The organism is Pseudocitrobacter vendiensis, assembly GCF_943590815.1.
Lineage (GTDB): Bacteria > Pseudomonadota > Gammaproteobacteria > Enterobacterales > Enterobacteriaceae > Pseudocitrobacter > Pseudocitrobacter vendiensis.
The window spans coordinates 108,977-124,105 of record NZ_CALSBS010000015.1; the positions used below are offsets into that span (position 1 = coordinate 108,977).

Here is a 15,129-nt window from a genome sequence, read left to right on the forward strand (position 1 = left end):
CTCAAAACTGGCGTCTGGCTACCAGCCAGGCGCCGATCACCAGCATTATCGCGCCGCAGACCGGGCCGACAAGCGCTCGCCATGCAATCCCTTCACTTTTCACAATATCCATCACCAGCCCGCCAATTAACTGGCTGGCGACCAGCACCGCAATAGTTGTCGCCGCGCCCACGTATTGATAGCCGCTGATACTGGCAAAAACAAAAAACGACCCCAGCAGGCCCGGAATCAATGTCCACCATTTTACCGCAGATACCAGCTCACTTGCGCCCGCCAGCCCGTACTTCACCAACAGAATACTGACAAACAGCACGATGCCGACCAGTGAATTCAGCAGCATGGCGATCAGAATCGTCGAGGCGCTTTGAGTAATGCGCACCATGAGCGTATTTTGAATCACCAGGCCAATGCCTGCGGCAACCAGAAACGCCAGGGTGAGGGTATTGTTCATGCTTTTCCATCCGGATCGGTGCGGGTATCGAGCTGTAGCTGCATGAAGGTGAGATCCAACCAGCGGCCAAATTTGGTGCCGACCTGGGGCATCTGCCCCGTGGTGATAAAACCTAAGGTTTCATGCAGATGTAAAGACGCCGAGTTTTGCGCCTCAATACCCGCCACCATCACGTGCTTACCGCGACAACGCGCTTCTTCAATCAACGCTGTCAGCAGCGCGCGGCCAAGACCTTTTCCCTGGTGATCCGGATGAACGTACACAGAATGCTCCACCGTATGGCGGAAGCCATCGAAAGCCCGCCAGTCGCCATAGGAAGCATAGCCGGTCACCACGCCGTTTTCTTCGCTCACCAGCACCGGAAAATGGGCGAATTGACGGGCTTCAAACCAGGCGATACGGTTGTCGGTATCCACGGTTTTGTCGTTCCAGATAGCCGCAGTATGCACGACGGCGTGGTTATAGATTTCGGCGATCGCCGCGCAATCTTCTTTCGTCGCAAAACGAATGCTCATAACTTGAACCTCAGAGGATGTTCACTATAGTATTACGATATGAATACTATTGAAGACAATTTAAATCAACGGATCGGTGCAAGAATTCGTATCGAACGTGAATCACGCGGATGGTCATTAAGCGACCTCACCGAGCGTGCGGGCGTCTCTCGCGGCATGATCCATAAAATCGAACGCGGCGAGAGCAGCCCGACGGCGACGCTGTTGGCACGTTTGTCTGGTGCTTTCGGTATTAGCATGTCGACGCTGATCGCGCGAGCCGAAATGCAGGAGGGAAAACTGCTGCGCTTTGCCGATCAGCCCGTCTGGCACGATCCGCAAACGGATTATTTACGTCGGCATGTTTCACCACGAAGCGATATGCCGATTGACCTCGTTCAAATTGAGCTACCTGCTGGGAGTGATATCCCAATGCCCGCCTCGGCTTATGCCCTGGCGCGGCAATTGATTTGGCTGACCAAAGGCGAGCTGGTTTTTGTCGAGGGCGATACGCGCCATGAGATGAAGGCGGGTGATTGCCTTGAACTGGGCCCGCCAAACGACTGCCGGTTTATTAATGAGACGAAAGAAGCCTGTACCTATTTGGTGGTCAGGCTTAACACGCCTCCAGCCTGATGCGCCGCATATTGTTAAACGTATAGTGTGAATCAACGCTACGCTCTTAACAGGTTTTCAAACAAAGGCACAGGTTATGACCAAAGACACATTACGTCAGCGTCGCTGGGTTCTGGCATCACGTCCGCACGGTGAGCCGGTGGCTGATAATTTCCGCTTCGAAGAGGGAAGTGTTCCTGACGTTGCAGAGGGCGAAGTGCTGCTACGCACAATCTATCTTTCACTTGATCCCTACATGCGTGGCCGAATGAGTGATGCGCCGTCTTACTCACCGCCGGTCGAACTGGGGGCGGTGATGGTGGGCGGCACCGTCAGCCGTGTTGAGCAGTCGCGTCATCCGAACTTTAAAACAGGGGAATGGGTGCTGGGTTACAGCGGTTGGCAGGTTTATGACGTTTCCAACGGTGACGGGTTAGTGAAACTTGGCGAGGCGCCGGAACATCCTTCCTGGTCGCTCGGTATTCTCGGCATGCCGGGCTTTACCGCTTATATGGGGCTGCTCGATATTGGTAAGCCTAAGGCGGGTGAAACGTTGGTGGTGGCTGCCGCCACGGGCCCGGTTGGGGCAACGGTGGGGCAAATCGGTAAGCTCAAAGGCTGCCGCGTGGTGGGTGTGGCGGGTGGGCCTGAGAAATGCCGTCATGCGGTAGAGGTATTAGGATTTGATCTCTGTATCGATCACCGGGCGGAGGATTTTACTGAACAGCTCGCCAATGCGTGTCCGGCAGGGATTGACGTATACTACGAAAACGTCGGCGGAAAGGTCTTTGATGCCGTATTGCCGCTGCTGAATACCTCGGCACGTGTACCAATTTGCGGTCTTGTGAGTGGCTATAACGCCACCGATCTTCCAGCCGGCCCGGACAGATTGCCGCTGCTGATGGGCACCTTGTTGAAAAAACGGATCCGCATGCAGGGCTTTATTATTGGCCAGGACTATGGTCATCGGATTGGTGAGTTTCAGGAGGAGATGGGCCGCTGGGTACAGGAAGGAAAAATAAAATACCGTGAACAAATTATTGATGGCCTGGAGAATGCACCTGCGGCGTTAATCGGGTTGTTAAAAGGGGAAAATTTCGGCAAAGTCGTTATTAGTCTCGACGACGATAAGTAAAGTGTGTAACGGCGTAGTCAATACGCCGTTTTTTTTCGTGCAAAAATATCATAAACCGCTTTAATATAGAGTAACAGAAGCGTTGATATAAAACGCTCACCAAAAAGTATGATTTTTACGTAATTGTTCTTCTCGCCATCATCAGGAAATGCAACACCATCAGGTAGTCAATAACCGTATTTGAGATATGGCCTTGTGCTGGGTCATGACGATGAGAGCGACCATTATTATGTTTGATTTTGCCAAAGCGCAAAGATTGAGTTTGACTCAACAGGTAGAACAAAATTTAAAAAATGCATTAATTATCGGTGCGCTAAAACCTGGCGCGCGTCTGGTGACGAAAGATATTGCCGAAAGTCAGGGGATTAGTATTACGCCTGTGCGAGAAGCCTTGTTGCGACTGGTCTCGTCTGGTGCGCTGTACGCGGCACCTGCGCAGGCTTTTTTAGTCCCTGAACTTAATCTACAGCGTTATAATGAAATTCAGATAATCCGTAAAAAGCTGGAAGGTATGGCGGCAGCGGCGGCATCTCAAAAGATGACCGCAGAAAGAGTAAGCCAATTGCAGCAATTAGTCGAAGCGTTTCACTCAATTAAAAGCAGCGGCGATATTGCTAAAACGTTACAGGCAAATTATCAGTTTCGTTTTTGTCTTTATGAGTTTGCTGAGATGCCAACACTCACTGCCCTAATTGAGCAGTTGTGGGTGCGTGTGGGGCCCAGTTTCAATTATTTATACCCGCATGCGGATGAGCAATTCTATCAACGTGAGTTTTATCGCTCATTACTATTGGCGTTAGCGAAAGGCGCACAGGCTGAAAGTTACGAGGCCATGTGTGAGATTATTGACGAAAGCGGGGTGCTATTGCAGCAGCAATACATTAATTAATTTCAGGTATTAATTAGTGTTGATTAATATTAATTATTCATTTTAGCGGATATTAAAAATCGTTCTAAAGAACCCTCATCCCAACGGGACGAGGGGAGTGTTGTTTTTACTCGAAGGTCCAGCCCACGTTCAAGCCCACACCATAGTTACGCCCCGGTGCGGGCTCATAATAGCGGCCATTTGATTCGTTAACGATAACAGAACCAACATATTCGCGGTCAAACAGGTTGTCCACGCGACCAAAGACGTCCATGTTCACCTTGCCTATGTTGAATTTATAGCCGGTGTTCAAACCGACAACCGTCCACGATGGCGCTTTGGCGGTATTTTCATCATTCGCCATGATATCGCTCAGATAACGTATATCGCCCCCGGCATACCAGCCGCTTTCAGGTTCATATCCCAGTGAGGCAAAGCCCATATTACGCGCGATGCCCGGCATACGGTTTCCGTTACAGTTAGTATCGTCGCAGACGTTGGTGCGATAGGTTGCATCCAGATACGTCCACGCAGCTTTCGCGCGCCAGTTATCGGCAAAGCGTTGATCAAGCGACAATTCTGCACCCTGACGGCGTGTTTTACCGGCATTTTTATAGCTGGTGCGCCCGCCACTGCTGGCATCGGTGACAATCTCGTTATCGGTGTTGGTCTGGAAGAGGGCAACCGAGAACAACCCGTTGCCAATGCGGGTTTTACTGCCAATTTCAACGGTGTCATTGGTCGAGGGTTTAAGATCGAAATTCAAGCCGCTTTTCCCGTCTGAGCGATAAGATAGCTCGTTGATGGTTGGCGTTTCGAAACCGCGCCCGGCAGAAAGATAGACGTTCCACGCGTCGGTAATGGCGTACTTCAGAGAACCGGCTGGCAACCATTTGTGATAATTCGCATCGCCGCTGTCGTTGCCATTACGTGGGGTAACGTAGTGATCGTTAGAATCAAACCATACGGAGCTGTAGCGTACCCCGGCATCCAGACTCAGTTTATCCGTCAATTGCCACTGGGTTTGCAGATAGGGGTCAAGGTTCCACATCAGGTTACGTTCGTTGCGGCGTAAATCGCCTTTCTGACCGTACTCCGGCGTGCTGCCATTCATCACAAAGTTTTCATAACCTTTACGCTGTTCGCTCATGTTTTCGTAATCGAGCCCGGTGGTGAACGTCACTGGCACCAGCAACTCACCCCGATGCGTCCAGCGAGTATCGATCCCCTGATAATGGCGGGTTAATTCAATTACGCCACCGGCGTGAGTTGGATTAAGCTGCGGTGCGCGTGGGATCGACTGATACTGTGTGGTTTCGCGCTCGCCGGCATAAAGCATCATGCTCAGATCATCGTTTTCCGTTAGCTGACGATCGTAGCGTAGGCCCGCCTGAGTTTGCTTGATGGTTTTACGGGTGTGGTACTGCTCGGCGCGAGGTGACTGTTGCGGGTTATCGCGCCATTCGCTTTCGGTGAGACCGCCTGCATCATCGGCTTTAATATCGACGCTGTTAAACAGTAATGTCAGTTTGCTGGCGTCATCGATGCGTACACCCAGTTTGGCGTTGGCGAGATTTTTCTGTGCGCCGCTGCGATCGCGGTAACCATGCGTCGAAAAACGGCTGGTGGAGACGGTGTAATCGACGTCGCCTGCCTGCGTGCCGTCACCCACGGCACCGGAGGCTTTCAGGCCATATCGCCAGCTACCAAAACTGCCGTAATAGCTGCTGGCTTCAATAGTGCCTGGCTGCTGTCCGGTTTGCGTGTCGACGTTGATAACGCCGCCGGAAGAGTTACCGTACAGCGCCGAGAAGGGCCCTCGCAGGACATCGATGCTTTCGACGCTGTTGATATCAATATTAGAGGTTTGTCCCTGACCATCAGGCATCGTGGCAGGAATACCGTCAACGTAGAGACGCAGCCCGCGCACGCCAAATGTCGAACGCGCACCAAAGCCGCGAATCGACAGCTGAAGATCCTGCGCGTAGTTCTGGCGATTTTGCACTTGCAAACCCGGTACTGCGCCAAGGGACTCCGAGAGATTAACGCGCGGGGCGGCATGACGCATCTCCTCGCCATCGACCACGCTCACTGCGGCTGGAGTGTCCAGTTCTGACAAGGTTTGTGGAGCCGCGGTGACAATAATCGTTTGCTCATCGGCTGCCAAAAGGGCCGGCGAGAAAACGAGCGGTATGAGAAGCGCCGGAAGCGATGCTGAATGTACATTTATGATTTTCATTAGAAACCCGAAAGACGAACCAAATGGAACATATCCTAATCATGTTAATACTTATGTAAACATATTGAAAACTTTAGTGGCACTTTGCGTTAAACATGATGTCTAAAGGTGAAATTTTTTGCCGGGGACAGGGAATTAAGGCTCCACTTTGCGTCAATTAATGATTACTATTCGCATCTATAAAACGTCGTGCAATGACGCGATGAAGTTAAGAAGCCTTGTGAAGCAGTAACATATTGGTCCATCAAAGGGAGTCGTCATGTCATTACGTCAATTGTCCGCACCGCGTCTGCGTCGTTCGTTATTACTGAGCACTCTGTTACTGGCGGGCAGCTTTAGCGCCCATGCCGCCGACGAGATGCTGCGCAAAGCGGTCGGCAAAGGGGCTTATGAAATGGCCTACAGCCAGCAGGAAAATGCGCTCTGGCTGGCTACATCACAGAGCCGTAAACTCGATAAAGGCGGCATTGTTTACCGTCTCGACCCGGTGACGCTGGAAGTTACCCAGATTATCCATAACGATTTAAAACCGTTTGGCGCCACGATTAATAACCAGACCCAGACCCTGTGGTTTGGCAATACCACTAACAGCACTGTAACGGCGATTGACGCCAAAACGGGCGATGTGAAAGGCCGTCTGGTTCTTGATAACCGCAAACGCAGCGACACCGTGCGCCCGCTGGCAACGCGTGAACTGGCTGTGGACGAGAAAACCAACACCGTTTACGTGACCGGTTTAGGTAAAGAGAGCGTAGTTTGGGTGATTGACGGTGAGAAACTGGCGCTGAAAGCGACCATCGAAAATACCGGTAAAATGGGCACCGGCCTGGCTGTGGATGCGGACAAGCAGCGTCTGTATGTGACCAATGGTGACGGTGAACTGGTGACTATCGACACCGCGAGCAACAAAGTGCTGGAGCGTAAAAAACTTCAGGACGATGGCAAAGAACACTTCTATATCAATATTAGCCTGGATACTGCAGGTCAGCGTGCGTTTATCACCGACTCTAAAGCACCGCAGGTGTTGGCCGTTGATCTGAAATCAGGCAAGGTACTGGCGACTATCGATACGCCGGAATCCCTGGGCGTAATTTACAACCCAGCCCGTGATGAAGTTTACGTGACGCAACGTAAAGCGGGTACCGTGACGGTGATTGATGCGAAAACCTACAAGGTGACCAAAACCATCAAAACGCCAACCTTCCCGAACAGCCTGGCGCTTTCTGGCGATGGCAAAACCCTGTATGTGAGCGTGAAGCAGGAATCGACTCGCGAGAAAGAAGCGACTCAGCCGGACGATGTGATTCGTATCGCGCTGTGATATAAAAAAAGCGGCTAATCAGCCGCTTTTTTTTATTCTCTTATACCAATTACGGCGCTGAGCGATGAATCTCATGCACGCGCTTACGTACGCCAAACCAACCCGCAACCAGCAGCACGGCAATCACCGGAATTGAGCCTATGGTGTAGGTACCGTTTGGATAGTCAAACGCCATCAGCACCAGCACGCTGAACAGGAATAGCAGCGTCAGCCAGGAGGTGAACGGTGCGCCCGGCAGCTTGAAGCTGATATCCGCCGCTTTACCTTCTTTAATGGCTTTGCGCAGACGCATCTGGCAGACCACGATAAAGGCCCAGGATGCAATAATCCCCAATGATGCCACATTCAGAACAATTTCAAACACCTGGGACGGCACCAGATAGTTCAGGAATACGCCAATGACATAGACGCCGAGCGTCGCCAGTATCCCCGCGTAAGGCACGTGCTGGCGGCTCATTTTGGACATAAACTTCGGTGCGGAACCGCCCATCGACATCGAACGTAGAATACGCCCGGTTGAATAGAGGCCGGAATTCAGGCTGGAGAGCGCCGCCGTCAGGACCACTACGTTCATCACGTCGCCCATATACGGCACGCCGAGTTTTGAGAAGAAGGTGACAAACGGGCTCTGGCCTGCCTGATAAGCGTTCCACGGCAGCAGCAGCACCAGCAGCACAACCGAGCCGACATAGAACAGGCCGATACGCCAGATAACGCTGTTGATCGCCCGCGGCACTGTGTTCTCAGGATCTTTCGCTTCACCGGCAGCGGTGCCGACCAGCTCAATCGACGCAAACGCAAAAACGACGCCCTGAACCAACACCAGCGCAGGCAGCAGGCCATGCGGGAAGAAACCGCCATTATCGGTGATGAGGTGGAAACCGGTGGCGTTCCCGTCAAGCGGTTTGCCGCTACCGAGGAAAATCGTGCCGACAACCAGGAAGGCGACAATGGCCAGCACTTTCACCAGCGCGAACCAGAACTCCATTTCAGCAAACCATTTCACGCCGATCATGTTCATGGTGCCGACGATCGCCAGCGCGCCCAGCGCAAACACCCATTGCGGCACATCGCCAAACGCGCCCCAATAGTGCATATAGAGCGCGACGGCGGTGATGTCGACGATCCCGGTCATCGCCCAGTTGACGAAATACATCCAGCCTGCGACGTACGCGGCTTTTTCACCCAAAAATTCGCGGGCATAAGAAACGAAACTGCCGCTGGAAGGGCGGTGTAACACCAGCTCACCCAATGCGCGCAGTATAAAGAAAGAGAAGATCCCACACACCAGATAGACAATAGCCAGCGACGGCCCCGCCATCTGTAAACGCGCGCCCGCGCCGAGAAACAGGCCGGTACCAATCGCACCGCCGATAGCAATCATCTGGATCTGACGATTGCCCATCGCTTTGTGATAACCCTCTTCGTGGGAGTTCAGCCAACGGCGTTTCGCTGCGCGCTGCTCCTCGGTCGTGTTGTGCTTTGTATTCATTAATTTTATTCCTGCTTACCTGTCTAAATCCTTCACGGATGTCCTGTTACCCCGCGCAATGACAAACGATTGCGTGGATAGCAAATTATGCTGTCTTTCTCACGTTTCTGATGCAGAGATAAGACAAACATGGCGCTGCATCCTACACAAAACGCCAAATTGACGCAAAATATAGATGATGGATCTGAGGCCTGCGAACAACGCGTCTAACGTCGATTCAGCAAATATCACGATTTATGAATTCTGTTCATGGCTCCTTTCACATTTACCTGGCTAATACTTATCGCCCGTTTGCGTTACGGTATTAAGCACAACGTAAGGAGAGTCAGATGAAAATTATTCGTAGTGGGTCGCTGCCGTCAGTGAAAGGCCCGGACAGTTGGTTTACCGGTACGGTCAGAATCGATGCGCCTTTTCAGGCTGAAGATCCCGCGAAAGTGGGTGGTGCAACGGTGACGTTTGAACCCGGCGCTCGTACCGCCTGGCATACCCACCCATTGGGCCAGACGTTAATTGTGACGCAGGGGCGCGGTTGGTTACAGGAGTGGGGGAAAGCCCCGGAAGTGTTAAATCAGGGGGATATCGCGTGGATACCACCGGAGGTAAAACACTGGCACGGCGCGTGTGCCGAAACGGCAATGACCCATATCGCTATAGCCGAAGCCGAAAACGGTAGCCCGGTCACCTGGCTTGAGCAGGTGACAGAGGAACAGTATAAAGAGTGTTAATGTTAGCCTGAGTTGTTCAGATTACTGACAAAGTGCACTTTGTCCTTGCCGGATGCGGCATAAACGCCTTATTCGGCCTACAAAATAAATGATATACAATAAGTTGCAGGAATTCTGTAGGACTGATAAACGTAGCGCATCAGGCAATTTTGCATTTGTATCACTCTCAAGCGAGCCATCCTACGCGTGGCTCGCTTTTTTATTTCCCTATCTTCTCTGAAATGAATGAATTCTGAATTTTTGCCTGTCGGTGTAAAGCATGAGGGGAGAAGTATACTCTTCAGGCGCGCAGATAATCATAAACAGGGCGGTAGCACACAAATATCCAATCAATGGACATGATTTGATGCGCAAATATTTTTCGTGCGTATGATTCGTAGCAATAAAAAGGATGATTATTAACAGCGGATGCTATTTTTCTTGGGTGAATGCCGGGAGGTCCTTCCTTCCAGGAAAGTATTTTGCTGCGATTAACCTAATGGATAGATAAAAAGGATATAGAGATGTTGAAACAAATGACGATCGCATCGGTGCTGATGACGACGGTAGTAATACCCTGTAGCGCGACGCGTACTGAGACCAAACAAAACGAAAATATTACCATTGGCACCCTGGGCCCGGATGAGGGAAATGACCTGGCGCATACGACGTGTATGCTGAGTCGTTCAGGAAAAACCGATGACGGGAATGTAGAATATCTGGAGGGTGCGCACTGCCCATTGGGTGCAAAAGAGTGTGACTACTACGCCGTGATGAAGTTAAACTGTGTAGAAACAAGGCTAAAGCAAGTCATGTCAAGTGAACACTCGGCGATATATTCCAACGGCGATATCACACTGAATACGCAACAAACACGAATTCACCCTGAAACAGCAGACGATGAGGGAAGTGATTATAAGTTTGTGATGGTGATTAAAATGAAAGATTTTGAGAAGCGGGTTGAGATGGAGGGGTATTGTGGGGTGTGAGTGTGTTTACAAATGAAGGGAATGCTTTGTTATTTTACAACTCCCCATGTATCTCATTGGATTTCCGCGAACATTTCACTGTCAGATGTAAGATTATATCTGGTAGGCACTATAAGTTTTGGCGGAGAGGGGATTGATCATCAAAAAACCGCCACTCCGGCGGAGTACAATCATACCGGAGCAGCGGTGGCGATGAATCGCCAGTTTCGGTTACGCCGCAGACGGCGTCAGGGTAATACGATCCAGTGGCCCGACAATAAACAAATAAGAAGCCAGGCCAATAAGCCCCATTGAGCCAACATACAGAATTGCATAATCAAAAGATTGGGTGTTCGCGAGGATTATGCCAATCACCAGTGGCGTCACAATGCTCGCGAGATTACCACACATATTGAAAACGCCGCCCGCAATACCTAACACCTCTTTGGGCGAGGTATCGCTTAAAACGCACCAGCCCAGGTTGCCGAATCCTTTGGCGAAGAAGGCCAGGCTCATGGCCGCAATCACCACGAATTCGGAAGACGTGTAGTTGGCGATAATAATGACGCACGAAAGCAGCATGCCGCAGATAACCGGGAATTTCCGCGCAGTCGTCAGGCTATAACCGCGTTTAAGTAGCCAGTCTGAGAAAACGCCTCCCATTAATCCGCCGATGAACCCTGCGATCGCGGGGATGCTGGCAACAAACCCAACTTTTAGAATCGACATTCCCTTCGCCTGATACAAATAGGTCGGAAACCACGTCAGGAAAAACCAGGTAATGGATGTTACGCAGAACTGTCCAATGTAAACACCAATCATCATACGGTTTACGCAGACGCTTTTGATTTGCGACAGCGTCAGTTTGTGCTGCTCTTTCTTACTACCCAGAGTCGGCTCACCGCCGCCTTCGCGAATATAATCGAGTTCCTGCTGATTTACCTTTGGATGTTGCAGCGGATCTTTTACTTTTACCAACCAGAATATGCCCAGCAAAACGCCAATCGCGCCAATGTAATAGAAAACATAATGCCAGCTCAGGTTGTGCAAAATGATGGTCATCAACGGCGTAATAATACCCAACGAAATATACTGTGCCGCCTGATACACCGAGGTGACGAACCCGCGTTCATTGTTTGGGAACCACTGCACGCTTAACCGACTGTTTGCGGGGAAGGCTGGCGCTTCAATTGCACCCATCATTAAACGCAGCACCACCAGAACAATAAGTGGACTGGCATAAAGATAAATGGTGCCCTGAAACATCGTCACCAAAGACCAGCCGATTAATGCGCAGCCGTACACCATACGTGAACCGTAGCGATCTAACAGCCATCCGCCGGGCAATTGCATAATGACGTAGGAAATTCCAAACACGGAAAAAGCGAGACCCATGGCCTCCGGGTCGAATCCCAGCTCTTTACTCATGATCGGCGCAACAACGGATAACGTTGCGCGATCGGCGTAATTAAATACAGTGGCTAAAAACAGAAATATCAGAATGCTGTAACGGACATTGGTACGTTTTATTATTGTATTCATCACCCACTCCTGTTTCAGGGTTGCGAGAGAATAGTATAGGGTAAGAGGGCGGGAGAACCCGCCCGAAGACTACGGACGTTTACCGAATTCGCAGGAGAGCTGCGTCCATCGACGGGCCTGCTCGCTGAGGCTGAAACCCAGGCCGTGGCGATCGGAAATCCACATCCGACCATCACGCAGTTCAAGTTGTTCATTAAACAGTGGATTCAGCCACTCGAAATGCTCCAGCCATGGCTCCAGTGGATAGGCCGCGGAAAGATGTAAATGCACTTCCATCGCGAAATGCGGTGCCAGCTTACGACCATGTTTGGCGGCGAGATCCATAATCTTCAGAAATGGAGAAATCCCTCCAACGCGCGGCGCATCGGGCTGAACGAAGTCACTGGCGTTGCCCAAAATCAACTGTTCATGCTCGCGGAAACTGGTCAACATTTCACCGGTGGCGATTGGCGTATCCAGTGCGGCGGCGAGCTGCGCGTGGCCTTCCACGTCATAGGCATCGAGCGGCTCTTCAATCCAGATTAAATTGAATTGTTCCATTTTGCGGCCCATGCGAATAGCGGTTTCGCGATCCCATTGCTGGTTGGCATCGACCATGAGCGGGAAATCATCGCCCAGCGCTTCACGCACGGCGGTCAGGCGGCGAATATCCTCCGCGCAGTTTGGCTGACCGACTTTCAGCTTGATGCCGCCAATGCCGTTTTCACGTGAAATGACCACGTTTTTAAGGACCTGATCCAGAGGCGTATGGAGGAAGCCGCCCGAGGTGTTGTAGCACTGCACTGAATCACGATGTGCGCCCAAAAGTTTCGCCAGTGGTAAACCCGCACGTTTCGCTTTCATATCCCACAGCGCAATATCGATAGGGGAGATAGCCTGAACGGCCATGCCACTTCGGCCAACGGATGCTCCGGCCCACAATAGTTTGGTGTAAATCTTATCGATATCATTGGGATCTTCGCCCAACAGGTTGTCGGCAATTTCTTTGGCATGCGCGTAAATACCCTGACCGCCTGCGCGTTTGGAGTAGCTAAAGCCGACGCCCTCGAAACCATCGCGACTGCGAATTTCGGCGATAATGATTGCCACCTCGGTCAGCGGCTTCTGGCGCCCGGTAAGTACCTTTGCGTCGCTTACTGGGGTGGCGAGCGGCAAGAAGGCGAGAGAAAGCTTCACCCACTCAATACGGTCGCCGGTTTCTGCTGCTGTTTTACTGTTGGCCGCTTTCGCGTAGGTCACCGAATCGGAATTTGCGCTAAAGGTCATATCTGTCTCCTGATAATCAAATGTTTGCGCTAACATTTGTATCCTGGCCTATTTCAACAGACCAGAGGATTGATTTAAATCTGAACAAATGATCACAATTGCATGACTAAAAAGGCAATATAGTGTAATGGATGTCACATTCCAGGTGGGTTTGGGGAACTGCACAATGAATAATGATATCGCTAACATTAAGTGATTGATATCATTCTCTAAGCAATTGTTTTTACTGAGTAAGCGTGGCGCTCGTCTGGTAATAGCGGGGAACATCATGAATAATACCTGTTCAACTTCATATCTGAGGCAGGACTAACCACATTGAAACGTCCCGAAACCCCTCGTGCGCCAACGCTCGAAGACGTCGCGCGTGCAGCCGGACTGTCTTCAATGACGGTCAGCCGGGCGCTCAATACGCCGCAACTGGTGAGGCCAAAAACAGTTGAAAAAGTGATGCAGGCGGTGCGTGCTACCGGGTATATCCCGAATGCACTTGCTGGCGGGCTGGCATCACGGCGTAGCAAACTCATTGCCGTTGTGGTGCCACAAATCAATAACAATATGTTTGTTGATACCATTCAATCCTTAAGCGATACCCTGGCCCAGCGTGGCTATCACATTCTGCTATGCGTAGCGGGATATACGCAGCAAACGGAAGCTGAACTGGTGGCAACGCTGCTTTCTCGTCGTCCGGATGGTGTGGTGCTGACCGGAATCCATCACACCACGGAACTTAAAAAGGTGATTCTTAATGCCGCAATTCCGGTGGTAGAGATCTGGGATCTCACACCGACACCGCTGGATATGCTGGTGGGTTTTTCCCATGAAAAGGTTGGTCAGGCGACGGGGGAATATCTCATAAAAAAAGGTTACCGACGTCCTGGTTTGTTATGGACTGCCGATCGCCGCGCCGCTCAACGTAAGCATGGTCTGTGTTATGTCTTGAAACGTTATGACATCGACGAACCGCCACAAATCGATGTCCCGCTTCCCGCTTCACTTGCGCTTGGGCGCAGCGGGCTTAGTCAGCTGTTGGGCGAAAGCGAATTCGATATTATTGTGTGTAGTTCTGACACCCTGGCGCAGGGGGCCATTATGGAGGCGGAATCTCGCGGGTTACGTGTGCCTCAGGATCTCGCAGTGATAGGCTTCGGCGATCTTGATTTTGCCGCGTTTAATCGTCCGGCAATCACCACGGTAAGCGTTGACCGACGCGGGATCGGTGAACGTGCGGCGATACTGTTGGCCGATCGTATCGAGCATGTCACGCGCGATGAAACGATTCTGGATTTAGGGTTTGAACTCATTGAGCGAGAGTCGGCGTAGACATCGTTTATCATCACTTTCACCTGTTGCACTACACTTATCCCTTTCCCCAAAAGTGGAGGCAGCATGATAACGCTCTACGGTGTACCGGGCTGGGGTTCCGCCATCAGCGAACTGATGCTAACACTCGCGAAAATTCCCTATACGTTTATTGATGTTGAGGGTTTCGATCAGCCGGGTCCAAATCGGGCCTTACTCAAGGCGCGTAATCCGCTTTGTCAGGTGCCAACGCTGGAACTGGAAAACGGCGAAATCATGACCGAAACGGCGGCCATCGCCCTGATGATTCTCGATCGTTGCTCTGATCTTGCGCCGCCGATGGGGCGAGCCGAAAGGCAACAGTTTCAACGGTTGCTTATCTGGCTGGTAGCCAATGTGTATCCCACCTTTACGTATGCCGATTATCCTGAGCGTTGGGCCGCCGATGCCTCTGAGCAGCTTAAAGAAAACTGTATTGAATACCGCAAGTCACTTTATCGCTGGCTGGAAACAGAGCTCCGCGCTCAGCCTTACGCGCTGGGCAGTGAAATCACATTACTTGATTGCTATATCGCGGTGATGGTGACATGGGGGCCGAGACGTCCGTGGTTTGAACTCAACACGCCAGGGTTAATGTCGGTAGCCGACGCCGTCTACCAGAGAGGCGATCTCCAGCAGGTGCTGCGTGATAATAAATTAATCTAAATCATAAACGCCTAAGCGGGAGTAAGG

The 15,129-nt window shown here is 51.3% G+C and carries 14 protein-coding genes; 8 read left to right on the forward strand and 6 right to left on the reverse strand.

What is annotated here, in order from left to right:
* Position 1: 1 nt before the first annotated feature.
* Together NMC31_RS16200 and NMC31_RS16205 are read right to left on the reverse strand one after the other, a co-directional pair.
* Entirely contained in the window at positions 2 to 451 is a 450-nt protein-coding gene (locus NMC31_RS16200) for a DMT family transporter (protein ID WP_253898483.1), read from the reverse strand.
* On the reverse strand, positions 448 to 966 hold the full coding sequence (locus NMC31_RS16205) for a GNAT family N-acetyltransferase (protein WP_253898484.1): 519 nt from the start codon (positions 964 to 966) through the stop codon (positions 448 to 450). Before NMC31_RS16205 ends, NMC31_RS16200 begins: the two co-directional genes overlap by 4 nt.
* A gap of 39 nt (positions 967 to 1,005) precedes the next feature.
* On the opposite strand from NMC31_RS16205, the gene NMC31_RS16210 reads away from it, so the two are divergent.
* The 3 genes from NMC31_RS16210 (at position 1,006) to NMC31_RS16220 (ending at position 3,584) form a co-directional block, all read left to right on the forward strand.
* Positions 1,006 to 1,581, forward strand: a complete 576-nt coding sequence (locus NMC31_RS16210) for a helix-turn-helix domain-containing protein (protein WP_149462567.1) — start codon at positions 1,006 to 1,008, stop codon at positions 1,579 to 1,581.
* Between the two features lie 76 nt (positions 1,582 to 1,657).
* Positions 1,658 to 2,695: an NADPH-dependent curcumin/dihydrocurcumin reductase gene (curA, locus tag NMC31_RS16215; protein WP_253898485.1), complete on the forward strand. Its 1,038-nt coding sequence runs from the start codon at positions 1,658 to 1,660 to the stop codon at positions 2,693 to 2,695.
* Between the two features lie 229 nt (positions 2,696 to 2,924).
* The gene (locus tag NMC31_RS16220; RefSeq protein ID WP_149462865.1) at positions 2,925 to 3,584 is read left to right on the forward strand and encodes a GntR family transcriptional regulator; all 660 of its coding nucleotides are present in this window, start codon (positions 2,925 to 2,927) and stop codon (positions 3,582 to 3,584) included.
* A gap of 106 nt (positions 3,585 to 3,690) precedes the next feature.
* On the opposite strand, the gene pqqU is transcribed toward NMC31_RS16220, so the two are convergent.
* The gene (gene pqqU / locus NMC31_RS16225; RefSeq protein ID WP_253898486.1) at positions 3,691 to 5,802 is read right to left on the reverse strand and encodes a TonB-dependent receptor PqqU; all 2,112 of its coding nucleotides are present in this window, start codon (positions 5,800 to 5,802) and stop codon (positions 3,691 to 3,693) included.
* Positions 5,803 to 6,061: 259 nt separating this feature from the next.
* Between pqqU and yncE the strand changes: the two genes are divergently transcribed.
* Complete coding sequence (gene yncE, locus NMC31_RS16230; protein WP_253898487.1) at positions 6,062 to 7,123, forward strand: 7-bladed beta-propeller protein YncE; 1,062 nt, start codon at positions 6,062 to 6,064, stop codon at positions 7,121 to 7,123.
* 49 nt (positions 7,124 to 7,172) lie between these two features.
* On the opposite strand, the gene ansP is transcribed toward yncE, so the two are convergent.
* Positions 7,173 to 8,615, reverse strand: coding sequence for an L-asparagine permease (gene ansP / locus NMC31_RS16235; protein WP_149462563.1), 1,443 nt, complete (start codon positions 8,613 to 8,615; stop codon positions 7,173 to 7,175).
* A gap of 329 nt (positions 8,616 to 8,944) precedes the next feature.
* Between ansP and NMC31_RS16240 the strand changes: the two genes are divergently transcribed.
* Together NMC31_RS16240 and NMC31_RS16245 are read left to right on the forward strand one after the other, a co-directional pair.
* Positions 8,945 to 9,343, forward strand: coding sequence for a (R)-mandelonitrile lyase (locus tag NMC31_RS16240; RefSeq protein ID WP_149462562.1), 399 nt, complete (start codon positions 8,945 to 8,947; stop codon positions 9,341 to 9,343).
* A 503-nt stretch (positions 9,344 to 9,846) separates the two neighbouring features.
* The gene (locus NMC31_RS16245) at positions 9,847 to 10,311 is read left to right on the forward strand and encodes an adhesin (protein ID WP_253898488.1); all 465 of its coding nucleotides are present in this window, start codon (positions 9,847 to 9,849) and stop codon (positions 10,309 to 10,311) included.
* 210 nt (positions 10,312 to 10,521) lie between these two features.
* Here NMC31_RS16245 and NMC31_RS16250 read toward each other — a convergent pair whose 3' ends face one another.
* A complete protein-coding gene (locus tag NMC31_RS16250; protein ID WP_149462560.1) occupies positions 10,522 to 11,832 on the reverse strand; it encodes an MFS transporter in 1,311 nt (436 codons plus the stop codon).
* 69 nt (positions 11,833 to 11,901) lie between these two features.
* Complete coding sequence (locus NMC31_RS16255) at positions 11,902 to 13,098, reverse strand: L-talarate/galactarate dehydratase (protein WP_149462559.1); 1,197 nt, start codon at positions 13,096 to 13,098, stop codon at positions 11,902 to 11,904.
* 315 nt (positions 13,099 to 13,413) lie between these two features.
* Between NMC31_RS16255 and NMC31_RS16260 the strand changes: the two genes are divergently transcribed.
* Both NMC31_RS16260 and NMC31_RS16265 read left to right on the forward strand, forming a co-directional pair.
* A complete protein-coding gene (locus NMC31_RS16260; protein ID WP_253898489.1) occupies positions 13,414 to 14,418 on the forward strand; it encodes a LacI family DNA-binding transcriptional regulator in 1,005 nt (334 codons plus the stop codon).
* A gap of 66 nt (positions 14,419 to 14,484) precedes the next feature.
* Positions 14,485 to 15,102 (forward strand): glutathione S-transferase family protein, encoded by a 618-nt coding sequence (locus tag NMC31_RS16265; protein ID WP_253898490.1) that lies wholly within the window; start codon positions 14,485 to 14,487, stop codon positions 15,100 to 15,102.
* Positions 15,103 to 15,129 lie beyond the last annotated feature (27 nt).

What these genes read in the sequence shown, in the direction of transcription:
- NMC31_RS16200 (WP_253898483.1), bottom strand. Translation starts at nt 451, where the DNA reads ATGAACAATACCCTCACCCTGGCGTTTCTGGTTGCCGCAGGCATTGGC.
- NMC31_RS16205 (WP_253898484.1), bottom strand. Translation starts at nt 966, where the DNA reads ATGAGCATTCGTTTTGCGACGAAAGAAGATTGCGCGGCGATCGCCGAA.
- NMC31_RS16210 (WP_149462567.1), top strand. Translation starts at nt 1,006, where the DNA reads ATGAATACTATTGAAGACAATTTAAATCAACGGATCGGTGCAAGAATT.
- curA (WP_253898485.1), top strand. Translation starts at nt 1,658, where the DNA reads ATGACCAAAGACACATTACGTCAGCGTCGCTGGGTTCTGGCATCACGT.
- NMC31_RS16220 (WP_149462865.1), top strand. Translation starts at nt 2,925, where the DNA reads ATGTTTGATTTTGCCAAAGCGCAAAGATTGAGTTTGACTCAACAGGTA.
- pqqU (WP_253898486.1), bottom strand. Translation starts at nt 5,802, where the DNA reads ATGAAAATCATAAATGTACATTCAGCATCGCTTCCGGCGCTTCTCATA.
- yncE (WP_253898487.1), top strand. Translation starts at nt 6,062, where the DNA reads ATGTCATTACGTCAATTGTCCGCACCGCGTCTGCGTCGTTCGTTATTA.
- ansP (WP_149462563.1), bottom strand. Translation starts at nt 8,615, where the DNA reads ATGAATACAAAGCACAACACGACCGAGGAGCAGCGCGCAGCGAAACGC.
- NMC31_RS16240 (WP_149462562.1), top strand. Translation starts at nt 8,945, where the DNA reads ATGAAAATTATTCGTAGTGGGTCGCTGCCGTCAGTGAAAGGCCCGGAC.
- NMC31_RS16245 (WP_253898488.1), top strand. Translation starts at nt 9,847, where the DNA reads ATGTTGAAACAAATGACGATCGCATCGGTGCTGATGACGACGGTAGTA.
- NMC31_RS16250 (WP_149462560.1), bottom strand. Translation starts at nt 11,832, where the DNA reads ATGAATACAATAATAAAACGTACCAATGTCCGTTACAGCATTCTGATA.
- NMC31_RS16255 (WP_149462559.1), bottom strand. Translation starts at nt 13,098, where the DNA reads ATGACCTTTAGCGCAAATTCCGATTCGGTGACCTACGCGAAAGCGGCC.
- NMC31_RS16265 (WP_253898490.1), top strand. Translation starts at nt 14,485, where the DNA reads ATGATAACGCTCTACGGTGTACCGGGCTGGGGTTCCGCCATCAGCGAA.